The organism is Pseudomonas sp. FGI182, from assembly GCF_000511325.1.
Lineage (GTDB): Bacteria > Pseudomonadota > Gammaproteobacteria > Pseudomonadales > Pseudomonadaceae > Aquipseudomonas > Aquipseudomonas putida_Z.
The window spans coordinates 1411533-1427237 of record NZ_CP007012.1; the positions used below are offsets into that span (position 1 = coordinate 1411533).

At 64.5% G+C, this 15705-nt stretch carries 12 protein-coding genes; 9 read left to right on the plus strand and 3 right to left on the minus strand.

Annotated elements, in window-relative coordinates; genetic code table 11:
* Nucleotides 1-287: 287 nt before the first annotated feature.
* Nucleotides 288-2252 (minus strand): bifunctional tRNA (5-methylaminomethyl-2-thiouridine)(34)-methyltransferase MnmD/FAD-dependent 5-carboxymethylaminomethyl-2-thiouridine(34) oxidoreductase MnmC, encoded by a 1965-nt coding sequence (gene mnmC / locus C163_RS06400; RefSeq protein ID WP_025338087.1) that lies wholly within the window; start codon nt 2250-2252, stop codon nt 288-290.
* 153 nt (nt 2253-2405) lie between these two features.
* Between mnmC and pap the strand changes: the two genes are divergently transcribed.
* Both pap and C163_RS06410 read left to right on the plus strand, forming a co-directional pair.
* Nucleotides 2406-3899: a polyphosphate:AMP phosphotransferase gene (gene pap / locus C163_RS06405; protein ID WP_025338088.1), complete on the plus strand. Its 1494-nt coding sequence runs from the start codon at nt 2406-2408 to the stop codon at nt 3897-3899.
* A 254-nt stretch (nt 3900-4153) separates the two neighbouring features.
* Complete coding sequence (locus C163_RS06410; RefSeq protein WP_025338089.1) at nt 4154-5119, plus strand: DMT family transporter; 966 nt, start codon at nt 4154-4156, stop codon at nt 5117-5119.
* 132 nt (nt 5120-5251) lie between these two features.
* Here the strand turns inward: C163_RS06410 and C163_RS06415 are convergent, their stop codons facing one another.
* On the minus strand, nt 5252-6646 hold the full coding sequence (locus C163_RS06415) for a class II fumarate hydratase (protein WP_025338090.1): 1395 nt from the start codon (nt 6644-6646) through the stop codon (nt 5252-5254).
* Between the two features lie 155 nt (nt 6647-6801).
* On the opposite strand from C163_RS06415, the gene C163_RS06420 reads away from it, so the two are divergent.
* The 7 genes from C163_RS06420 to C163_RS06450 all read left to right on the plus strand — a co-directional run bounded on the left by C163_RS06420 (nt 6802) and on the right by C163_RS06450 (nt 14800).
* Nucleotides 6802-7326 (plus strand): DUF2059 domain-containing protein, encoded by a 525-nt coding sequence (locus C163_RS06420; protein ID WP_025338091.1) that lies wholly within the window; start codon nt 6802-6804, stop codon nt 7324-7326.
* A 10-nt stretch (nt 7327-7336) separates the two neighbouring features.
* Nucleotides 7337-7633, plus strand: a complete 297-nt coding sequence (locus tag C163_RS06425; RefSeq protein WP_003252644.1) for a BolA family transcriptional regulator — start codon at nt 7337-7339, stop codon at nt 7631-7633.
* A gap of 228 nt (nt 7634-7861) precedes the next feature.
* Nucleotides 7862-8794: a rhodanese-related sulfurtransferase gene (locus C163_RS06430; RefSeq protein ID WP_025338092.1), complete on the plus strand. Its 933-nt coding sequence runs from the start codon at nt 7862-7864 to the stop codon at nt 8792-8794.
* A gap of 3 nt (nt 8795-8797) precedes the next feature.
* Nucleotides 8798-9430, plus strand: coding sequence for a DsbA family protein (locus C163_RS06435; protein ID WP_025338093.1), 633 nt, complete (start codon nt 8798-8800; stop codon nt 9428-9430).
* Nucleotides 9423-11255 (plus strand): ABC transporter ATP-binding protein, encoded by a 1833-nt coding sequence (locus C163_RS06440; RefSeq protein WP_025338094.1) that lies wholly within the window; start codon nt 9423-9425, stop codon nt 11253-11255. Before C163_RS06435 ends, C163_RS06440 begins: the two co-directional genes overlap by 8 nt.
* 272 nt (nt 11256-11527) lie before the next feature.
* Nucleotides 11528-13984, plus strand: a complete 2457-nt coding sequence (locus C163_RS06445) for an EAL domain-containing protein (protein ID WP_025338095.1) — start codon at nt 11528-11530, stop codon at nt 13982-13984.
* 30 nt (nt 13985-14014) lie between these two features.
* Nucleotides 14015-14800 carry a TenA family transcriptional regulator gene (locus tag C163_RS06450; protein WP_015269299.1) on the plus strand — a complete coding sequence of 262 codons (786 nt, stop codon included), beginning with the start codon at nt 14015-14017 and terminating at the stop codon, nt 14798-14800.
* Nucleotides 14801-14921: 121 nt separating this feature from the next.
* On the opposite strand, the gene C163_RS06455 is transcribed toward C163_RS06450, so the two are convergent.
* Entirely contained in the window at nt 14922-15662 is a 741-nt protein-coding gene (locus C163_RS06455; RefSeq protein ID WP_025338096.1) for a YciK family oxidoreductase, read from the minus strand.
* Nucleotides 15663-15705 lie beyond the last annotated feature (43 nt).

Genomic DNA, 15705 nt, shown 5'->3' on the forward strand with positions numbered 1-15705 from the left:
AGCGCCGCCCGCGCGGCGCTTCGCGGGACAAGCCCGCTCCCACATTTGTTGCAACGTGGCCATGCCTGTGGGAGAGGCGTTGCCCGCATTGGTGGAGAGTTTGAGACTGGCGAGACGGCGGTAGCGCCAGCCGGGAAATCGCGTCAAGGCAACAAGGCTGACAACCATGGCCTGACAGGTTCGGCACGTTGCAACAAATGTGGGAGCGGGCTTGTCCCGCGAAGCGCCGCGCGGGCGGCGCTCGGTCTCAAAGCCACAACAAATCCAACGCCATGCCCCCGGCCCGATCACTTCCCGCGAATCAACCTGCGCAAGGCAAACCGGTTCGGGTGGCACGCCTCCGCTACCGCCCGTGGCAACGGCAGCGGTTCCCCGCACACCCACGCCGCCACCAGTTCGCCGCTCAACGGCGCCGTGATCAACCCGCGCGAGCCATGCCCGCTGTTCACATACAACCCATCCAGCCAGGGGCAGGCCACATCCGGCACCTGCCGTGCATCCCGGCTCAGCACTGCATAGGCCTGGGTGAACGCCTGCGCATCCGCCACCGGCCCGACGATCGGCAGGTAATCCGGGCTGGTGCAACGGAACGCCGCACGCCCCTGCAATTGCCCAGGGTCCAGCTCGGCCGTACCCAGGCGCTGGGCCAGGTCGACCGAAATCTCGTCGAGCAACGTCAGGTTGCCCTGGTGCTCGGCCACCGTCGGTGCCAGGTCTGTGCTGTGGAAGTCGAAGCTCGCGCCCAAGGTGTGTTCATCCCCGCGCGGCGGCGCCACATAGCCTTCCGCACACACCACGGTGCGCAGCGCGCGGCTGCTGGCGGTGGCCGGCAGGCGGGTGATCTGCCCGCGGATGCGCTTGAGCGGCAGCTGCGCGCATGGCTCGAAGCGCAGTACGTCGGCGGCACCGGCCAGGACCACCACCGGCGCGCAGGCCAGCAAACGTTCGCCAGCCCAGGCTTGCCACTGCCCGTCGACCTTGCGCAGTTCGAGCACCTCCTGGTGCGTCAGCAGGCGAATATCCGGGTGCTGCAACTGCTGCTGGCACAGCGCCGGCGGGTGTACCCAGCCACCTTCGGGATAGAACAACCCACCAGCCGGCAAGGCCACCCCGGCGATGGCTTCGGCCTCTGCACGTTCCAGCGAGTGCAACAGGCCAGCTTCGAAGGCGCCAGCCAGTTTCCCCTGGCGTTCGGCTTCCTTGCTGTCGAAGGCCAGTTGCAGCACGCCGCAGGCATCCCAGTCGCGGCCACGTTGCAGGCGCTGCAGCTGGCGCCGGGTGTAACCGAAACCGGCCAGGATCATCTGCGACAGCGCCGTGCCATGGGCGGACAGCTTGAGGTACAGCACCCCTTGCGGGTTACCCGAAGCTTCCTGTGCCGGGGTGTCGTGGCGTTCCAGCACGGTAACCTGCCAGCCACGCCGGGCCAGGCTGGCGGCGGTTGTGCTACCGGCGAGCCCGGCGCCTATCACCAGCGCTTCACGCGGCCCCGCTATGGCAGCCGGGCGCGCGTACCATGGCGCGCCGGGGCTGGGCACGGGGCCGACATAGGCGCCGCTCATCACTTCCCATTTCTTGCCGATGCCCGGCACCTTCTTCATGGCGAAGCCGGCGTCGACCAGGCTGCGGCGTACCCAACCGGTGGTGGTGAAGGTGCCTAGCACCGTGCCCGGGTGTGACAGCCGTGCCAGCTGCGCGAACAGCTCCGGGGTCCACATGTCGGGGTTCTTGGCCGGGGCGAAGCCGTCGAGGAACCACACGTCGATCTGCGCATCGAGTTGCGGCAGCTGTTCCAGTACGTCGCCTATCAACAGGGTGAGGGTGACCCGGCCGTTGTCGAAGGTGAACTGTTGGAAGCCAGGGTGCACTGCCACGTACTGCTCCAGCAGGGGCTCGGCATAGGCGGCAAGTTCAGGCCACAGGCATATGGCGCGGGCCATGTCGTCGCGATCGAGGGGGTACTTTTCGACGCTGACGAAATGCAGGCGAGCCTCGGTGTGGGCGTGTTGCTCGAACAGTTGCCAGGCGCAGTAGAAGTTCATGCCGGTGCCGAACCCGGTTTCGCCGATCACCAGGCAGGCGTGCGGGGCGAGGTCGGCAAAGCGCTCGGCCAGGCGGGTTTGCCCAAGAAACACGTGCTTGGTTTCTTCGATGCCTTCGTTGACTGCGAAATAGACGTCGTCGTATTGCCGCGAATGGGGGCGGCCCTGGTCGTCCCAGTCGATCTGGGCGTGCTGGAGGAGGGTGGACATGGTTGGCTCGGTTGCAGCGGATGGGCGGATTTTATGCCATCCGGGAGGTTTGCGCAGGCTGTGCCGGCCTCTTCGCGGGCACGCCCACTCCCACAGGTACTGCACAAGCCTTCAAATCCGCTAGTCTTGCTTATCCATTGAAGGAGCCAGTGCATGTTCGAATCCGCCGAAATCGGCCACAGCATCGACAAGGAGGCTTACGACGCCGAGGTACCCGCTTTGCGCGAGGCCCTGCTCGAAGCCCAGTACGAACTCAAGCAGCAGGCGCGTTTCCCGGTAATCGTGCTTATCAACGGTATCGAAGGCGCCGGCAAGGGCGAGACGGTCAAACTGCTCAATGAGTGGATGGACCCGCGCATGATCGATGTGCTCACCTTCGACCAGCAGACCGACGAAGAGCTGGCCCGCCCGCCGGCTTGGCGCTACTGGCGGGCCCTGCCACCGAAGGGGCGGATGGGCGTGTTCTTCGGCAACTGGTACAGCCAGATGCTGCAGGGGCGGGTGCACGGGGTGTTCAAGGACGCCGTGCTCGACCAGGCCATCACCGGTGCCGAGCGGCTGGAGGAGATGCTGTGCGACGAAGGCGCGTTGATCATCAAGTTCTGGTTCCACCTGTCCAAGAAGCAGATGAAGGCGCGGCTGAAATCGCTCAAGGACGACCCGCTGCACAGCTGGAAGATCAGCCCGCTGGACTGGCAGCAGTCGGAGACCTACGACCGTTTCGTGCGCTTTGGTGAGCGCGTGCTGCGCCGCACCAGCCGCGACTACGCACCGTGGCATGTCATCGAGGGCGTCGACCCGAACTACCGCAGCCTGGCGGTAGGTCGCATCCTGCTGGAAAGCCTGCAGGCGGCACTGGACAACAACCCCAAAGGCAAGCACCGGGGCAACGTCGCCCCGCTGGGCCGCAGCATCGACCAGCGCAGCCTGCTTGGCGCGCTGGATATGACCCTGCGCCTGGACAAGTCCGACTACCAGGAGCAACTGGTCACCGAGCAGGCCCGCCTGGCCGGCCTGCTGCGGCACAAGCACATGCGCCGGCATGCCTTGGTGGCGGTGTTCGAAGGCAACGACGCTGCCGGCAAGGGCGGTGCCATCCGCCGCGTGGCCGCCGCGCTGGACCCGCGCCAGTACCGCATCGTGCCGATTGCCGCGCCCACTGAAGAAGAACGCGCGCAGCCATACCTGTGGCGGTTCTGGCGGCACATTCCGGCGCGTGGCAAGTTCACCATCTTCGACCGTTCCTGGTATGGCCGGGTGCTGGTGGAGCGGGTGGAAGGCTTCTGCAGCCCGGCCGACTGGATGCGTGCCTACAGCGAGATCAACGATTTCGAGGAACAGCTGGTGAATGCCGGCACGGTGGTGGTCAAGTTCTGGCTGGCGATCGACCAGCAGACCCAGCTGGAGCGCTTCGAAGAGCGCGAGCAGATCCCGTTCAAGCGCTACAAGATCACCGAGGACGACTGGCGCAATCGCGACAAGTGGGACGACTATGTTCAGGCGGTGGGAGACATGGTCGACCGCACCAGCACCGAGATTGCACCCTGGACGCTGGTGGAGGCCAACGACAAGCGCTGGGCGCGGGTGAAGGTGTTGCGCACCATCAACCAGGCGCTTGAGGCGGCGTTTGCCAGGGACAAGAAATAGCCAAGCTTGTTGGTTGCCTGTTCTGGCCTCTTCGCGGGCACGCCCGCTCCCACAGGGACCCCACAAAATTCAGCCCTGTGGTATTCCTGTGGGAGCGGGCGAGCCCGCGAAAGGGCCAGAACAGGCAGCACACCTGCCAAGCCATGCCGCAGAAGAATGACCTGATGAATTCTTTTCCCGGCACTTGCCACCGTCCCCGCCCTCCAAGCCCGTAGAATTCAACTACCCCCACCACGGGCTTGATCGAGGATTTTATGCACACCATTACCGGCCGCTGGGGCTATGGCCTGTTCCTGGCACTTCTGACTGCATTGCTCTGGGGCATCCTGCCGATCAAGCTCAAGCAGGTGCTGCAAGTGGTCGACCCGGTCACCGTCACCTGGTACCGCCTGCTGGTTTCCGGTGGCCTGCTGTTTGCCTGGCTGGCCGCCAAGCGCAGGTTGCCCTCCTTGCGCAAACTGGCGCCCAAGGGCAAAGGCCTTGTGGTAGTGGCCGTGCTTGGCCTGATGGGCAACTACGTGCTGTACCTGATCGGCCTCAACCTGCTCAGCCCGGGCACCGCGCAACTGGTCGTGCAGATCGGCCCGGTGCTGTTGCTGGTGGCCAGCGTGTTCGTGTTCCGCGAGCGTTTCAGCCTGGGGCAGGGCGTGGGCCTGCTGATCCTGCTGGCGGGGTTCGGGCTGTTTTTCAACCAGCGCCTGGAAGAGTTGCTGACCTCGCTCGGCACCTATACCACCGGCGTGCTGACCATCCTGCTGGCCACCAGCATCTGGGTGTTCTATGCGCTTAGCCAGAAGCAGCTGCTGACTGTGTGGCATTCGCAGCAGGTAATGATGGTGATCTACCTCAGCTGCGCCGCGCTGCTGACGCCCTGGGTCCACCCGTTGGAGGCGTTGCAGCTGACCCCGGTGCAAGGCTGGCTGTTGCTGGCCTGTTGCCTGAATACCCTGGTGGCCTATGGCGCGTTCGCCGAGGCGCTGGCGCACTGGGAGGCGTCGCGGGTGAGTGCCACGCTGGCGCTGACCCCGCTGGTGACCTTTGTCGCGGTGGCGCTGGCGGCGTTGGTGTGGCCTGAGTATGTGCACGCCGAGGACATCAATGCCCTGGGCTATGTGGGGGCAGTGACGGTGGTGCTGGGTTCGGCGCTGGTGGCGCTGGGGCCTTCGCTGGTGGCCGGGTGGCGCGCCCGCAAGTTCAAGAGGGTTGCGCGCTCTGTGTAGGAGCGGCCTTGTGTCGCGATGGGCTGCGCAGCAGCCCCAGAAATCTCGGCAGTGACATAGATTTTTTGGGGCTGCTGCGCAGCCCATCGCGACACAAGGCCGCTCCTACAGGTGAGTGCGGTCTCTGAGCTGTCAGCCCTTGCCCCCCGGAGCCAGCATGTTCTCCGGCCTCACCCACTGGTCGAACTGCTCATTGGTCAGGTATTTCAGCTCCAGTGCCGCCTCGCGCAAGGTCTTGCCTTCGCCATAGGCCTTCTTGGCAATTTCCGCCGCCTTGTCATAGCCAATATGCGGGTTCAGCGCCGTCACCAGCATCAACCCCCGTTCCAGGTGCGCCGCCATCTGCTCGGCATCCGGCTCGATGCCCGCCACGCAGTGCTGCTGGAAGTTGCGGCAGCCGTCAGCCAGCAATTCGATCGACTGCAGCAGGTTGTGGATGATCACCGGCTTGAACACGTTCAGCTGCAAATGCCCCTGGCTGGCGGCAAAGCCGATCGCCGCGTCGTTGCCCAGCACCTGGCAGGCCAGCATCGACAGCGCTTCGCACTGGGTCGGGTTGACCTTGCCTGGCATGATCGAGCTGCCCGGCTCGTTGGCCGGCAGGCGTACCTCGGCCAGCCCGGCGCGGGGGCCGGAACCCAGCAGGCGCAGGTCGTTGGCGATTTTCATCAGGGCCACGGCCAGGGTCTTCAGGGCGCCGGCCAGGCTGGTCAGCGGCTCGTGGCCGGCGAGGGCAGCGAACTTGTTCGGCGCAGTGACGAACGGCAGGCCGGACAGCGCTGCCAGCTCGGCGGCGATGGCTTCGGCAAAACCATGCGGGGCGTTGAGCCCGGTACCCACGGCAGTGCCGCCCTGGGCCAGTTCGCACACCGCCGGCAGGGTGGCGCGGATGGCGCGCTGGGCGTAATCGAGCTGGGCGACGAAGGCCGACACTTCCTGGCCGAAGGTGATCGGCGTGGCGTCCATCATGTGCGTGCGGCCGGTCTTCACCAGCTTGTGGTGGCGTGCCGACAGCTCGGCCAGCCCCGAGGACAGCTCTGCGATGGCCGGCAGCAGCTTGTCGTGCACCGCGTGCGCCGCAGCGATGTGCATGGCGGTGGGGAAGCAGTCGTTGGAACTCTGCGAGCGGTTGACATGGTCGTTGGGGTGCACGGGCGCCTTGCCGCCACGGCCCTTGCCGGCCAGTTCGTTGGCCCGCCCGGCGATCACTTCGTTGACGTTCATGTTGCTCTGGGTGCCGCTGCCGGTCTGCCAGACCACCAGCGGGAACTGGTCGTCATGCTGGCCGCCCAGCACTTCGTCGGCGGCCTGCTCGATCAGCCGGGCGATGTCGGCTGGCAAGTCGCCGTTACGGTCGTTGACGCGGGCCGCGGCCTTCTTGATCAGCGCCAGGGCGTGCAGCACCGCGATGGGCATGCGTTCCTTGCCGATGGCGAAGTTGATCAGCGAACGCTGGGTCTGCGCACCCCAGTAGGCGTCCTCAGGAACTTCGACCGGGCCCAGGCTGTCTGTCTCGATACGGCTCATTCTGTACTCACTCCTGTGTAGTTCGAAATCGCAGTTTAGGCCCTGATTCGACCGAGCGGTTCCGTCGCTCGTCGTGCCACTTGAGCACATCGCCACCACGGCGCAGAATGCTCTACTCTGAGGTACCCGCCTCCCTCTCTTCTGAAGGAAATGCAATGACCCGTCTCCGTGTCCTTTGTGCCGCCGTTGCCCTGGCTTGCGCCAGCGGCCAGGTACTCGCTGCCACCGCCAGCCACAACGCTGCTGCCGAGAAATTCCTGACCCTGGCCAACGCCGACAAGCTGGGCACCCCGGTGTACATGCAGGTCCAGCAGATGTTCGCCCAGCGTTTCGCCCAGACCAAGGCCCCGACCACCAAGCAGGCGGTGCTGGAAAGCTACCAGGCCAAGGCCAACGCCGCGCTGGACAACGCCATCGGCTGGAACAAGCTGAAGCCGAAGATGGTCGACCTGTACACCCAGACCTTCACCGAGCAGGAGCTCAAGGACCTGGTCAAGTTCTACGAATCGCCGCTGGGCAAGAAAGTGCTGCGCGAAATGCCCAAGGTCACCCAGCAGTCGGCCCAGCTGACCCAGCAGAGCCTGGAGCCAGCGGTACCGGTGGTGAACAAGCTGCTGGACGACATGACCAAGGAACTGGACCCGAACGCTGGCAAGGCCGCCGCCCCGGCGAAGAAGTGAGTACGCCGCGATGACCATGCAACAGCGTATCGAACAGCAGCTGGCCGCCCTGGCGCCGCAACACCTGCAAGTGCTCAACGAAAGCCACATGCACAGTCGTGGTCAGGAGACCCACTACAAGGCAGTGATCGTCAGCGAGCAGTTTGCCGGGTTGAACAGCGTCAAGCGCCACCAGAAGGTGTACGCCACCATGGGTGAGCTGATGGGCGAGATCCATGCCCTGGCCATCCACACCTACACCGCCGAAGAGTGGGCCAAGGTCGGCGTTGCACCGGCCTCGCCGGTGTGCGCGGGCGGCGGGCACTGAAACCTTGCTGTTGTTCTGGTAGAATCCTGCAAAATCCGGGGGCCGCTTTGCGGCCCTTTCGCGATACAAGGCCGCTCCTACAGGGGATCGTAACAGCCATCGGGTTGTGCATTCCCTTGTAGGAGCGGCCTTGTATCGCGAAAGGGGCGCAAAGCGCCCCCAAGCTTTTTCTACACCTGTCAAACCCGGTCCGCCCCTTACGAGGGCAACCACTGGAGATCCTGCTTCATGTCCCAACCCATCGTCGTCGCGGCGCTGTACAAGTTCGTCACCCTGGAAGACTACGTCGAGCTGCGCGAGCCGCTGCTCAAGACCATGCTCGACAACAACGTCAAGGGCACCCTGCTGCTGGCCCACGAGGGCATCAACGGCACCGTGTCGGCCACCCGCGAAGGCATCGACGGCCTGCTGGCCTGGCTGCGCAACGACCCGCGCCTGGTCGATGTCGACCACAAGGAATCGTACTGCGACGAACAACCGTTCTACCGCACCAAGGTCAAGCTCAAGAAAGAGATCGTCACCCTCGGCGTGCCGGGCGTGGACCCGAACCAGGCGGTCGGCACCTACGTCGAGCCCAAGGACTGGAACGCGCTGATCAGCGACCCGGAAGTGCTGCTGATCGACACCCGCAACGACTACGAAGTGGCCATCGGTACCTTCAAGGGCGCCATCGACCCGAAGACCGAAACCTTCCGCGAGTTCCCCGACTACATCAAGGCCAACTTCGACCCCAGCAAGCACAAGAAGGTTGCCATGTTCTGCACCGGCGGTATCCGTTGCGAAAAAGCCTCCAGCTACATGCTCGGTGAAGGCTTCGAGGCGGTCTATCATCTTAAGGGCGGCATCCTGAAATACTTCGAGGAAGTGCCTCAGGAAGAAAGCCTGTGGGACGGCGACTGCTTCGTCTTCGACAACCGCGTCACGGTGCGCCATGACCTGAGCGAAGGCGAGTACGACCAGTGCCACGCCTGCCGCCACCCGATCAATGCAGAGGAGCGCGCGTCCGAACACTATTCGCCAGGGGTCAGCTGCCCGCATTGCTGGGACACCCTGAGCGAGAAGACCCGGCGTAGCGCCATCGACCGGCAGAAGCAGATCGAGCTGGCCAAGGCCCGCAACCTGCCGCACCCGATCGGTTACAACTACAAAGCCGAGGCTTGATGCATGTCTGCACGCCTGATCTATGTGATGGACCCGATGTGCTCCTGGTGCTGGGGTTTCGCACCCGTGGCCGCGGCCCTGATCGCCCAGGCGCGTGACGCAGGCGTGCCCACCCGCCTTGTGCCGGGCGGGCTGCGTACCGGCGGCAGTGCCCTGGACAGCTCTACCCGCAAGTACATCCTCGAACACTGGCAGGCGGTGGCCGATGCCACCGGCCAACCGTTCCGCTTCGAGGGGGCCATGCCCGACGGCTTCGTCTACGATACCGAGCCGGCCTGCCGTGCCTTGGTCACCGCCCGCGAACTGGACGCCGAGCGCGTCTGGCCGCTGCTGGCGCTGATCCAGCGTTCGTTCTACGAACAGGGCGTGGACGTGACCGTTGCGCCGCATCTGGTCGACCTGGCCGAACAGGCAGGCTTCGACCGTGCCGTGTTCGCCGAGGCCTTCGCCCGTGCCGACACCCGCGCCGCCACTGCAGCCGATTTCAGCTGGGCCCAGGACCTGGGCATCGCCGGTTTCCCGACCTTGCTTGCCGAACGCAATGGCCAACTGGCCCTGCTGACCAACGGCTACCAGCCGCTGGAGCGCCTGCAACCCTTGCTCGGCCGCTGGCTGCAGCAGGCCGCCTGTGCTTGATGTGCCTGGGTCACCCGACCCGGTACCGGGCAAACCTCACACTGTGGCCGATCGATTGAGCTGGGCGGAAATCCGCCGCCTGGCCCTGCATCACAAGAAAAACCTCTGGTCTGCCAACCTCATCGCCGTATTGGCGGCCTGCTGCAGCGTGCCTATCCCACTGCTGCTGCCGCTGCTGGTGGACGAAGTGCTGCTGGGCCATGGCGATGCCGCGCTGAAGTGGATGAACCACCTGCTGCCGTCCAGCTGGCAGGTGGCCGCGGGCTACATCGGCCTGATGTTGCTGCTGACCCTGTGTCTGCGCCTGGCCGCCCTGGCGTTCAACGTGATCCAGGCCAAGCTGTTCGCCGGCCTGGCCAAGGACATCGTCTACCGCCTGCGCATTCGGCTGATCGAGCGGCTCAAGCGCATCTCGCTGAAGGAATACGAAAGCCTGGGCAGCGGCACGGTGACCACCCACCTGGTCACCGACCTGGACACCCTCGACAAGTTCGTCGGCGAAACCCTGAGCCGCTTCCTGGTGGCCATGCTGACCCTCACCGGCACGGCGGCCATCCTGATCTGGATGCACTGGCAGCTGGCCTTGCTGATCTTGCTGTTCAACCCGCTGGTGATCTACTTCACCGTGCAGCTGGGCAAGCGCGTCAAGCACCTGAAAAAGCTCGAGAACGACAGCACCGCACGCTTTACCCAGGCGCTGGCGGAAACCCTCGACGCCATTCAGGAAATCCGCGCCGGCAACCGCCAGGGCTACTTCCTCGGTCGCCTTGGCCTGCGCGCCCGCGAAGTGCGTGACTACGCCGTGGATTCGCAGTGGAAGAGCGATGCCAGCGGCCGCGCCAGTGGCCTGCTGTTCCAGTTCGGCATCGATATCTTCCGCGCTGCGGCCATGCTCACCGTGCTGTTCTCCGACCTGTCGATCGGCCAGATGCTGGCGGTGTTCAGCTACCTGTGGTTCATGATCGGCCCGGTGGAGCAGCTGCTCAACCTGCAATACGCCTACTACGCCGCCGGCGGTGCGCTGAGCCGCCTCAACGAACTGCTGGCCCGCGACGACGAGCCGCAGTACCCGGCTGCCAGCGACCCGTTCGCCGGCCGCGAGACGGTGGGTATCGAAGTGCGCGACCTGCGCTTTGCCTATGCCGACGAGCCGGTGCTCGAGCACCTCGACCTGTCCATCGCCCCGGGCGAGAAGGTGGCGATCGTCGGTGCCAGCGGTGGTGGCAAGAGCACCCTGGTACAGCTGTTGCTGGGCCTCTACAGCGCCCAGGCCGGCACCATCCGCTTTGGCGGTGCCAGCCTGCAGGAAATCGGCCTGGAAACCCTGCGTGAAAACGTCGCGGTGGTATTGCAGCACCCGTCGTTGTTCAACGACACCGTGCGCGCCAACCTGACCATGGGTCGTGACTGCAGCGACGAGGCCTGCTGGCAGGCGCTGCGCATTGCCCAGCTGGATGCCACCATCGCCGCCCTGCCCCAGGGCCTGGACAGTGTGGTGGGGCGCTCCGGCGTGCGCTTGTCCGGTGGCCAGCGCCAGCGCCTGGCCATTGCCCGCATGGTGCTGGCCGAACCCAAGGTGGTGATCCTCGACGAAGCCACCTCGGCCCTGGATGCCGCCACCGAATACAACCTGCACCAGGCCCTGGCGCACTTCCTCAGCGGCCGCACCACACTGATCATTGCCCACCGCCTGTCGGCGGTGAAACAGGCCGACCGGGTGCTGGTGTTCGACGGCGGGCACGTGGCCGAGGATGGCGACCATCAGCAGCTGATTGCCGAGGGTGGGTTGTATGCCAAGCTTTACGGGCACCTGCAGCAGAGCTGATCCCCACAAGCAAGTGCGCTGTGTATGTAGGAGCGGCCTTGTGTCGCGATCGGGCCGCAAAGCGGCCCCTGGATATCAGCGGTGATGCAAAAAACCTGGGGCCGCTTTGCGGCCCGATCGCGACACAAGGCCGCTCCTACAAAAAGCGCGTCGACGTAATCGAAAATGGCGTTGAGCCTGGCATAAAAAACCCAACCGCCGGGATGGCAAATGGCCTACGCTGTGCTTGTCTGGGTTGATTTGCGCCTTATCTGCTCTGTGACAGGGACTCCATGAAGGGACATCGCACTCTAGAAGCGCCAAAGTTGCTCGGCATCACCTGGCCCTTCATCGCCGTTGTGGTCTTCCAGGTAGCCTTGGGCAGCCTCAGCCTTTATACGCTCTCGGCCGTGCGTGCCTATGTAGCGGGCGAAAGCCTTTGGTCCAAGGCGCAGAAAGACGCCATCTACTACCTCAACCTGTACGCCGAAACCCGCGACGACAGCACCTACCATCGCTATCGCCAAGCCATCACCGTGCCCCAGGGCGACCACCAGCTGCGCGAAGTGCTGGACCAGCCCAGCCCCGACCTGGACGCCGCGCGCCAGGCCGTGCTGCAAGGTGGCAACCACCCCGACGATGTCGAGCGGATCATCTGGTTCTACCGCAACTTTCGCAACGTCAGCTACATGCAGACGGCCATCGACTACTGGGACATCGGCGACGACTACCTGGGCAAGCTGGATATGCTGGCCATGGAAATGCGCAGCAGCTTCGCCGCTGGCCCGGTCGACGCCCGCACGGTCAGTGACTGGAAGGCGCGCATCGTCACCATCAACGAAGGGGTAACCCCGGCCGCCAAGGCGTTCAGCGATGCCTTGGGCGAGGGCTCGCGCATGCTGCTGCGGGTGCTGCTGATCACCAACCTGCTGACCGCGATGTTCCTGATTGCCATTGCCTGGCGCCGCTCCAGCAAGCTGTTGGCCCAGCGTCAGGCCTTTGCCAGCGCCCTGCAGGAAGAAAAGGAGCGGGCGCAGATCACCCTGCAGGCCATTGGCGATGCGGTGATTACCGCTGACGTGGAGGGCAGTATCGGCTACATGAACCCCGCCGCCGAGCAACTGACCCACTGGCAGGCCGGCCATGCCCAGGGCCTGCCGCTGTCGGCGCTGTTCAGCCTGGTGGACGAGCAGGCCGAGGAAGAGGGCCGCAGCCTGGTCGAACAGGTGCTCAGCGGCAGCCTCAAGGGTGGCGCCGAACATGCCCGGCTGATCCAGCGCCTGGACGGTAGCACCGTGTCGGTCAACCTGGTCGGTTCGCCGATCGTCAATGACGGCCAGGTCAGCGGCATCGTGCTGGTGCTGCACGACATGACCCAGGAGCGCCAGTACATCGCCAACCTGTCCTGGCAGGCGACCCACGATGCCTTGACCGGCCTGGCCAACCGCCGCGAGTTCGAATACCGCCTGGAGCAGGCGCTCAATGACCTGGCGCGCCAGGCCGGGCGGCATTCGCTGATGTTCCTCGACCTCGACCAGTTCAAGCTGGTCAACGATACCTGCGGGCATGCCGCTGGCGACGAGCTGCTGCGGCACATCTGTGCCGTGCTGCAGTCCGGCCTGCGCGAAGGCGATACCCTGGCCCGGCTGGGTGGTGATGAATTCGGCGTGCTGCTGGAAAACTGCCCGCCCGACCAGGCCGAGCGCATTGCCGAGCAGCTGCGCCAGCTGGTGCAGAGCCTGCATTTCGTTTGGAAAGGGCGGCCGTTCGTCACCACCGTCAGCGTCGGCCTGGTACACATGGCCCAGTCCCCCGGCACCCTCGAAACCTCGCTGCGCGCCGCCGACATGGCCTGCTACATGGCCAAGGAAAAGGGCCGCAACCGCGTGCAGGTGTACCATGCCGACGACAGCGAGCTGTCCATGCGCTTTGGCGAAATGGCCTGGATCCAGCGCTTGCACGTGGCCCTGGAAGAAAACCGCTTCTGCCTGTACGCCCAGGAAATCGCCCCGCTGAAAACCTTCGAAGGCCCCGGCCATATCGAGATCCTGCTACGCCTGCACGACGAAAGCGGGCGTACCATTCTGCCCAGCAGCTTCATCCCGGCGGCCGAGCGCTACGGCCTGATGACCGCGCTGGACCGCTGGGTGGTGCGCAATGTGTTCCTGGTCATCCGCCAGTGCCTGGACGAAGGGCGCGAGGGGCCGCTGTCGATCTGTGCGATCAACCTGTCGGGGTCGAGCATTGGCGATGACAAGTTCCTCGAATACCTGCAACGCCTGTTCGTCGAATACGCCATTCCGCCGCGAATGATCTGTTTCGAAATCACCGAAACCAGCGCCATAGCCAACCTTGGCAGCGCCATCCGCTTCATCAACGAGTTGAAGGGGCTGGGTTGTCGCTTCTCGCTCGATGATTTCTGCGCCGGCATGTCGTCGTTCGCCTATCTCAAGCATTTGCCCGTGGATTACCTGAAGATCGACGGGAGTTTCGTCAAGGACATGCTCGACGACCCGGTCAACCGGGCCATGGTCGAGGTCATCAACCACATCGGTCACGTAATGGGTAAGCGCACCATTGCCGAATTCGTCGAAACACCCTTGATCGAGCAGGCCTTGCAGGAAATTGGCGTGGATTACGCCCAGGGCTATCTCATCGAACGCCCTCAGGTGTTCACCTGTGACAGTCTGCAGCGCCAACGGATCGCCGCCCGGCCTCTGTTGCAGCGGGCACCTGGCACGTTTCGCTAGCTAGAAATCACAAGGATCAAGGAGCTGAAAGTGATTGACGCATTCGTTCGTATCGGGCCTTTGATGGATCCCGCCAGCTACCCCCAATGGGCCCAGCAACTGATTGAAGACTGCCGCGAGAGCAAGCGCCGGGTAGTCGAGCATGAGTTCTACGCGCGCCTGCGCGATGGCCAGCTGAAGCAATCGACCATTCGCCAGTACCTGATCGGTGGCTGGCCGGTGGTGGAGCAGTTTTCGCTGTACATGGCCCACAACCTGACCAAGACCCGCTATGGCCGTCACCAGGGCGAAGACATGGCGCGGCGCTGGCTGATGCGCAACATCCGTGTCGAGCTCAACCATGCCGACTACTGGGTGAACTGGTGCCAGGCGCATGGCGTGCACCTGCACGAGCTGCAGGCCCAGGAAGTGCCGCCAGAGCTGAACGGCCTGAATGACTGGTGCTGGCGCGTGTGCGCCACCGAGAACCTGGCCATTTCCATGGCGGCGACCAACTACGCCATCGAAGGTGCGACCGGTGAATGGTCGGCGGTGGTGTGCTCCACCGACACCTATGCGCTGGGCTTCCCGGAGGATCAGCGCAAGCGGGCGATGAAGTGGCTGAAGATGCATGCCCAGTATGACGACGCGCACCCGTGGGAGGCACTGGAGATCATCTGCACCCTGGCCGGCGAGAACCCGACCCTGGGGCTGCGCAATGAACTGCGCAAGGCGATTTGCAAGAGTTATGACTGCATGTACCTGTTCCTGGAACGGTGCATGCAGCTGGAAGGGCGCCAGCAGGGGCGCATGCGCCCGGTGTTGGCAGCGGGGTAGGGCCGGGGGCCGCCATGCGGCCCATCGCGACACAAGGCCGCTCCTACATGGGTATGCGATCCCCTGTAGGAGCGGCCTTGTGTCGCGATGGGCTGCAAAGCAGCCCCGGCAATTCCAAGCCTTACTGGGCGTTGAACGCCTGCCCATTCACCCCTTTGCTGTCCGGCCCCATCAGGTACAGGTACACCGGCATGATCTCTTCCGGCAGCGGGTTGTTCTGCGGGTTTTCGCTAGGGTAGGCCTGCGCCCGCATCGCCGTGCGCGTGGCACCCGGGTTGATGCTGTTGGAGCGCACCGGTGCCACGCCTTCCAGTTCATCGGCCAGGGTTTGCATCAGGCCCTCGGTGGCGAACTTGGACACGCCATAGGCGCCCCAGTAGGCCCGGCCCTTGCGCCCGACGCTGCTGCTGGTGAACACCACCGAAGCGTCTTCCGACAGCTTCAGCAGCGGCAGCAGGGTGCTGGTGAGCATGAAGGTGGCATCGACGTTGATGTGCATCACGCGCATGAAGTTGTCACCCGACAGCTGCTCCAGCGGCGTGCGCGGGCCGATGATCGAAGCGTTGTTCAGCAGGCCGTCGAGGCGACCGAACTGGTCTTCGATCATCACCGCCAGTTCGTCGTACTGGTGGGGCAGGGCGGTTTCCAGGTTGAACGGTATCACCACCGGTTGCGGGTGCCCGGCGGCTTCGATCTGGTCGTAGACCTCGTTCAGGTTGGCCTCGGTCTTGCCCAGCAGCAGTACGGTGGCACCCAGCGCAGCGTAGGCCTTGGCGGCAGCGGCGCCGATGCCGCGGCCGGCACCGGTAACCAGGATGACCCGACCTTGCAGCAGGTCGGGGCGGGCGGTGTAGTCGAACATTTTGTATTCCCTATTTATGCCGCGACACATACCCTTGTGGGAG

Coding starts and splice junctions, on each gene's coding strand:
- C163_RS06410 (WP_025338089.1), top strand. CDS start 4,154: ATGCACACCATTACCGGCCGCTGGGGCTATGGCCTGTTCCTGGCACTT.
- C163_RS06425 (WP_003252644.1), top strand. CDS start 7,337: ATGACCATGCAACAGCGTATCGAACAGCAGCTGGCCGCCCTGGCGCCG.
- C163_RS06435 (WP_025338093.1), top strand. CDS start 8,798: ATGTCTGCACGCCTGATCTATGTGATGGACCCGATGTGCTCCTGGTGC.
- pap (WP_025338088.1), top strand. CDS start 2,406: ATGTTCGAATCCGCCGAAATCGGCCACAGCATCGACAAGGAGGCTTAC.
- mnmC (WP_025338087.1), bottom strand. CDS start 2,252: ATGTCCACCCTCCTCCAGCACGCCCAGATCGACTGGGACGACCAGGGC.
- C163_RS06430 (WP_025338092.1), top strand. CDS start 7,862: ATGTCCCAACCCATCGTCGTCGCGGCGCTGTACAAGTTCGTCACCCTG.
- C163_RS06415 (WP_025338090.1), bottom strand. CDS start 6,646: ATGAGCCGTATCGAGACAGACAGCCTGGGCCCGGTCGAAGTTCCTGAG.
- C163_RS06420 (WP_025338091.1), top strand. CDS start 6,802: ATGACCCGTCTCCGTGTCCTTTGTGCCGCCGTTGCCCTGGCTTGCGCC.
- C163_RS06445 (WP_025338095.1), top strand. CDS start 11,528: ATGAAGGGACATCGCACTCTAGAAGCGCCAAAGTTGCTCGGCATCACC.
- C163_RS06455 (WP_025338096.1), bottom strand. CDS start 15,662: ATGTTCGACTACACCGCCCGCCCCGACCTGCTGCAAGGTCGGGTCATC.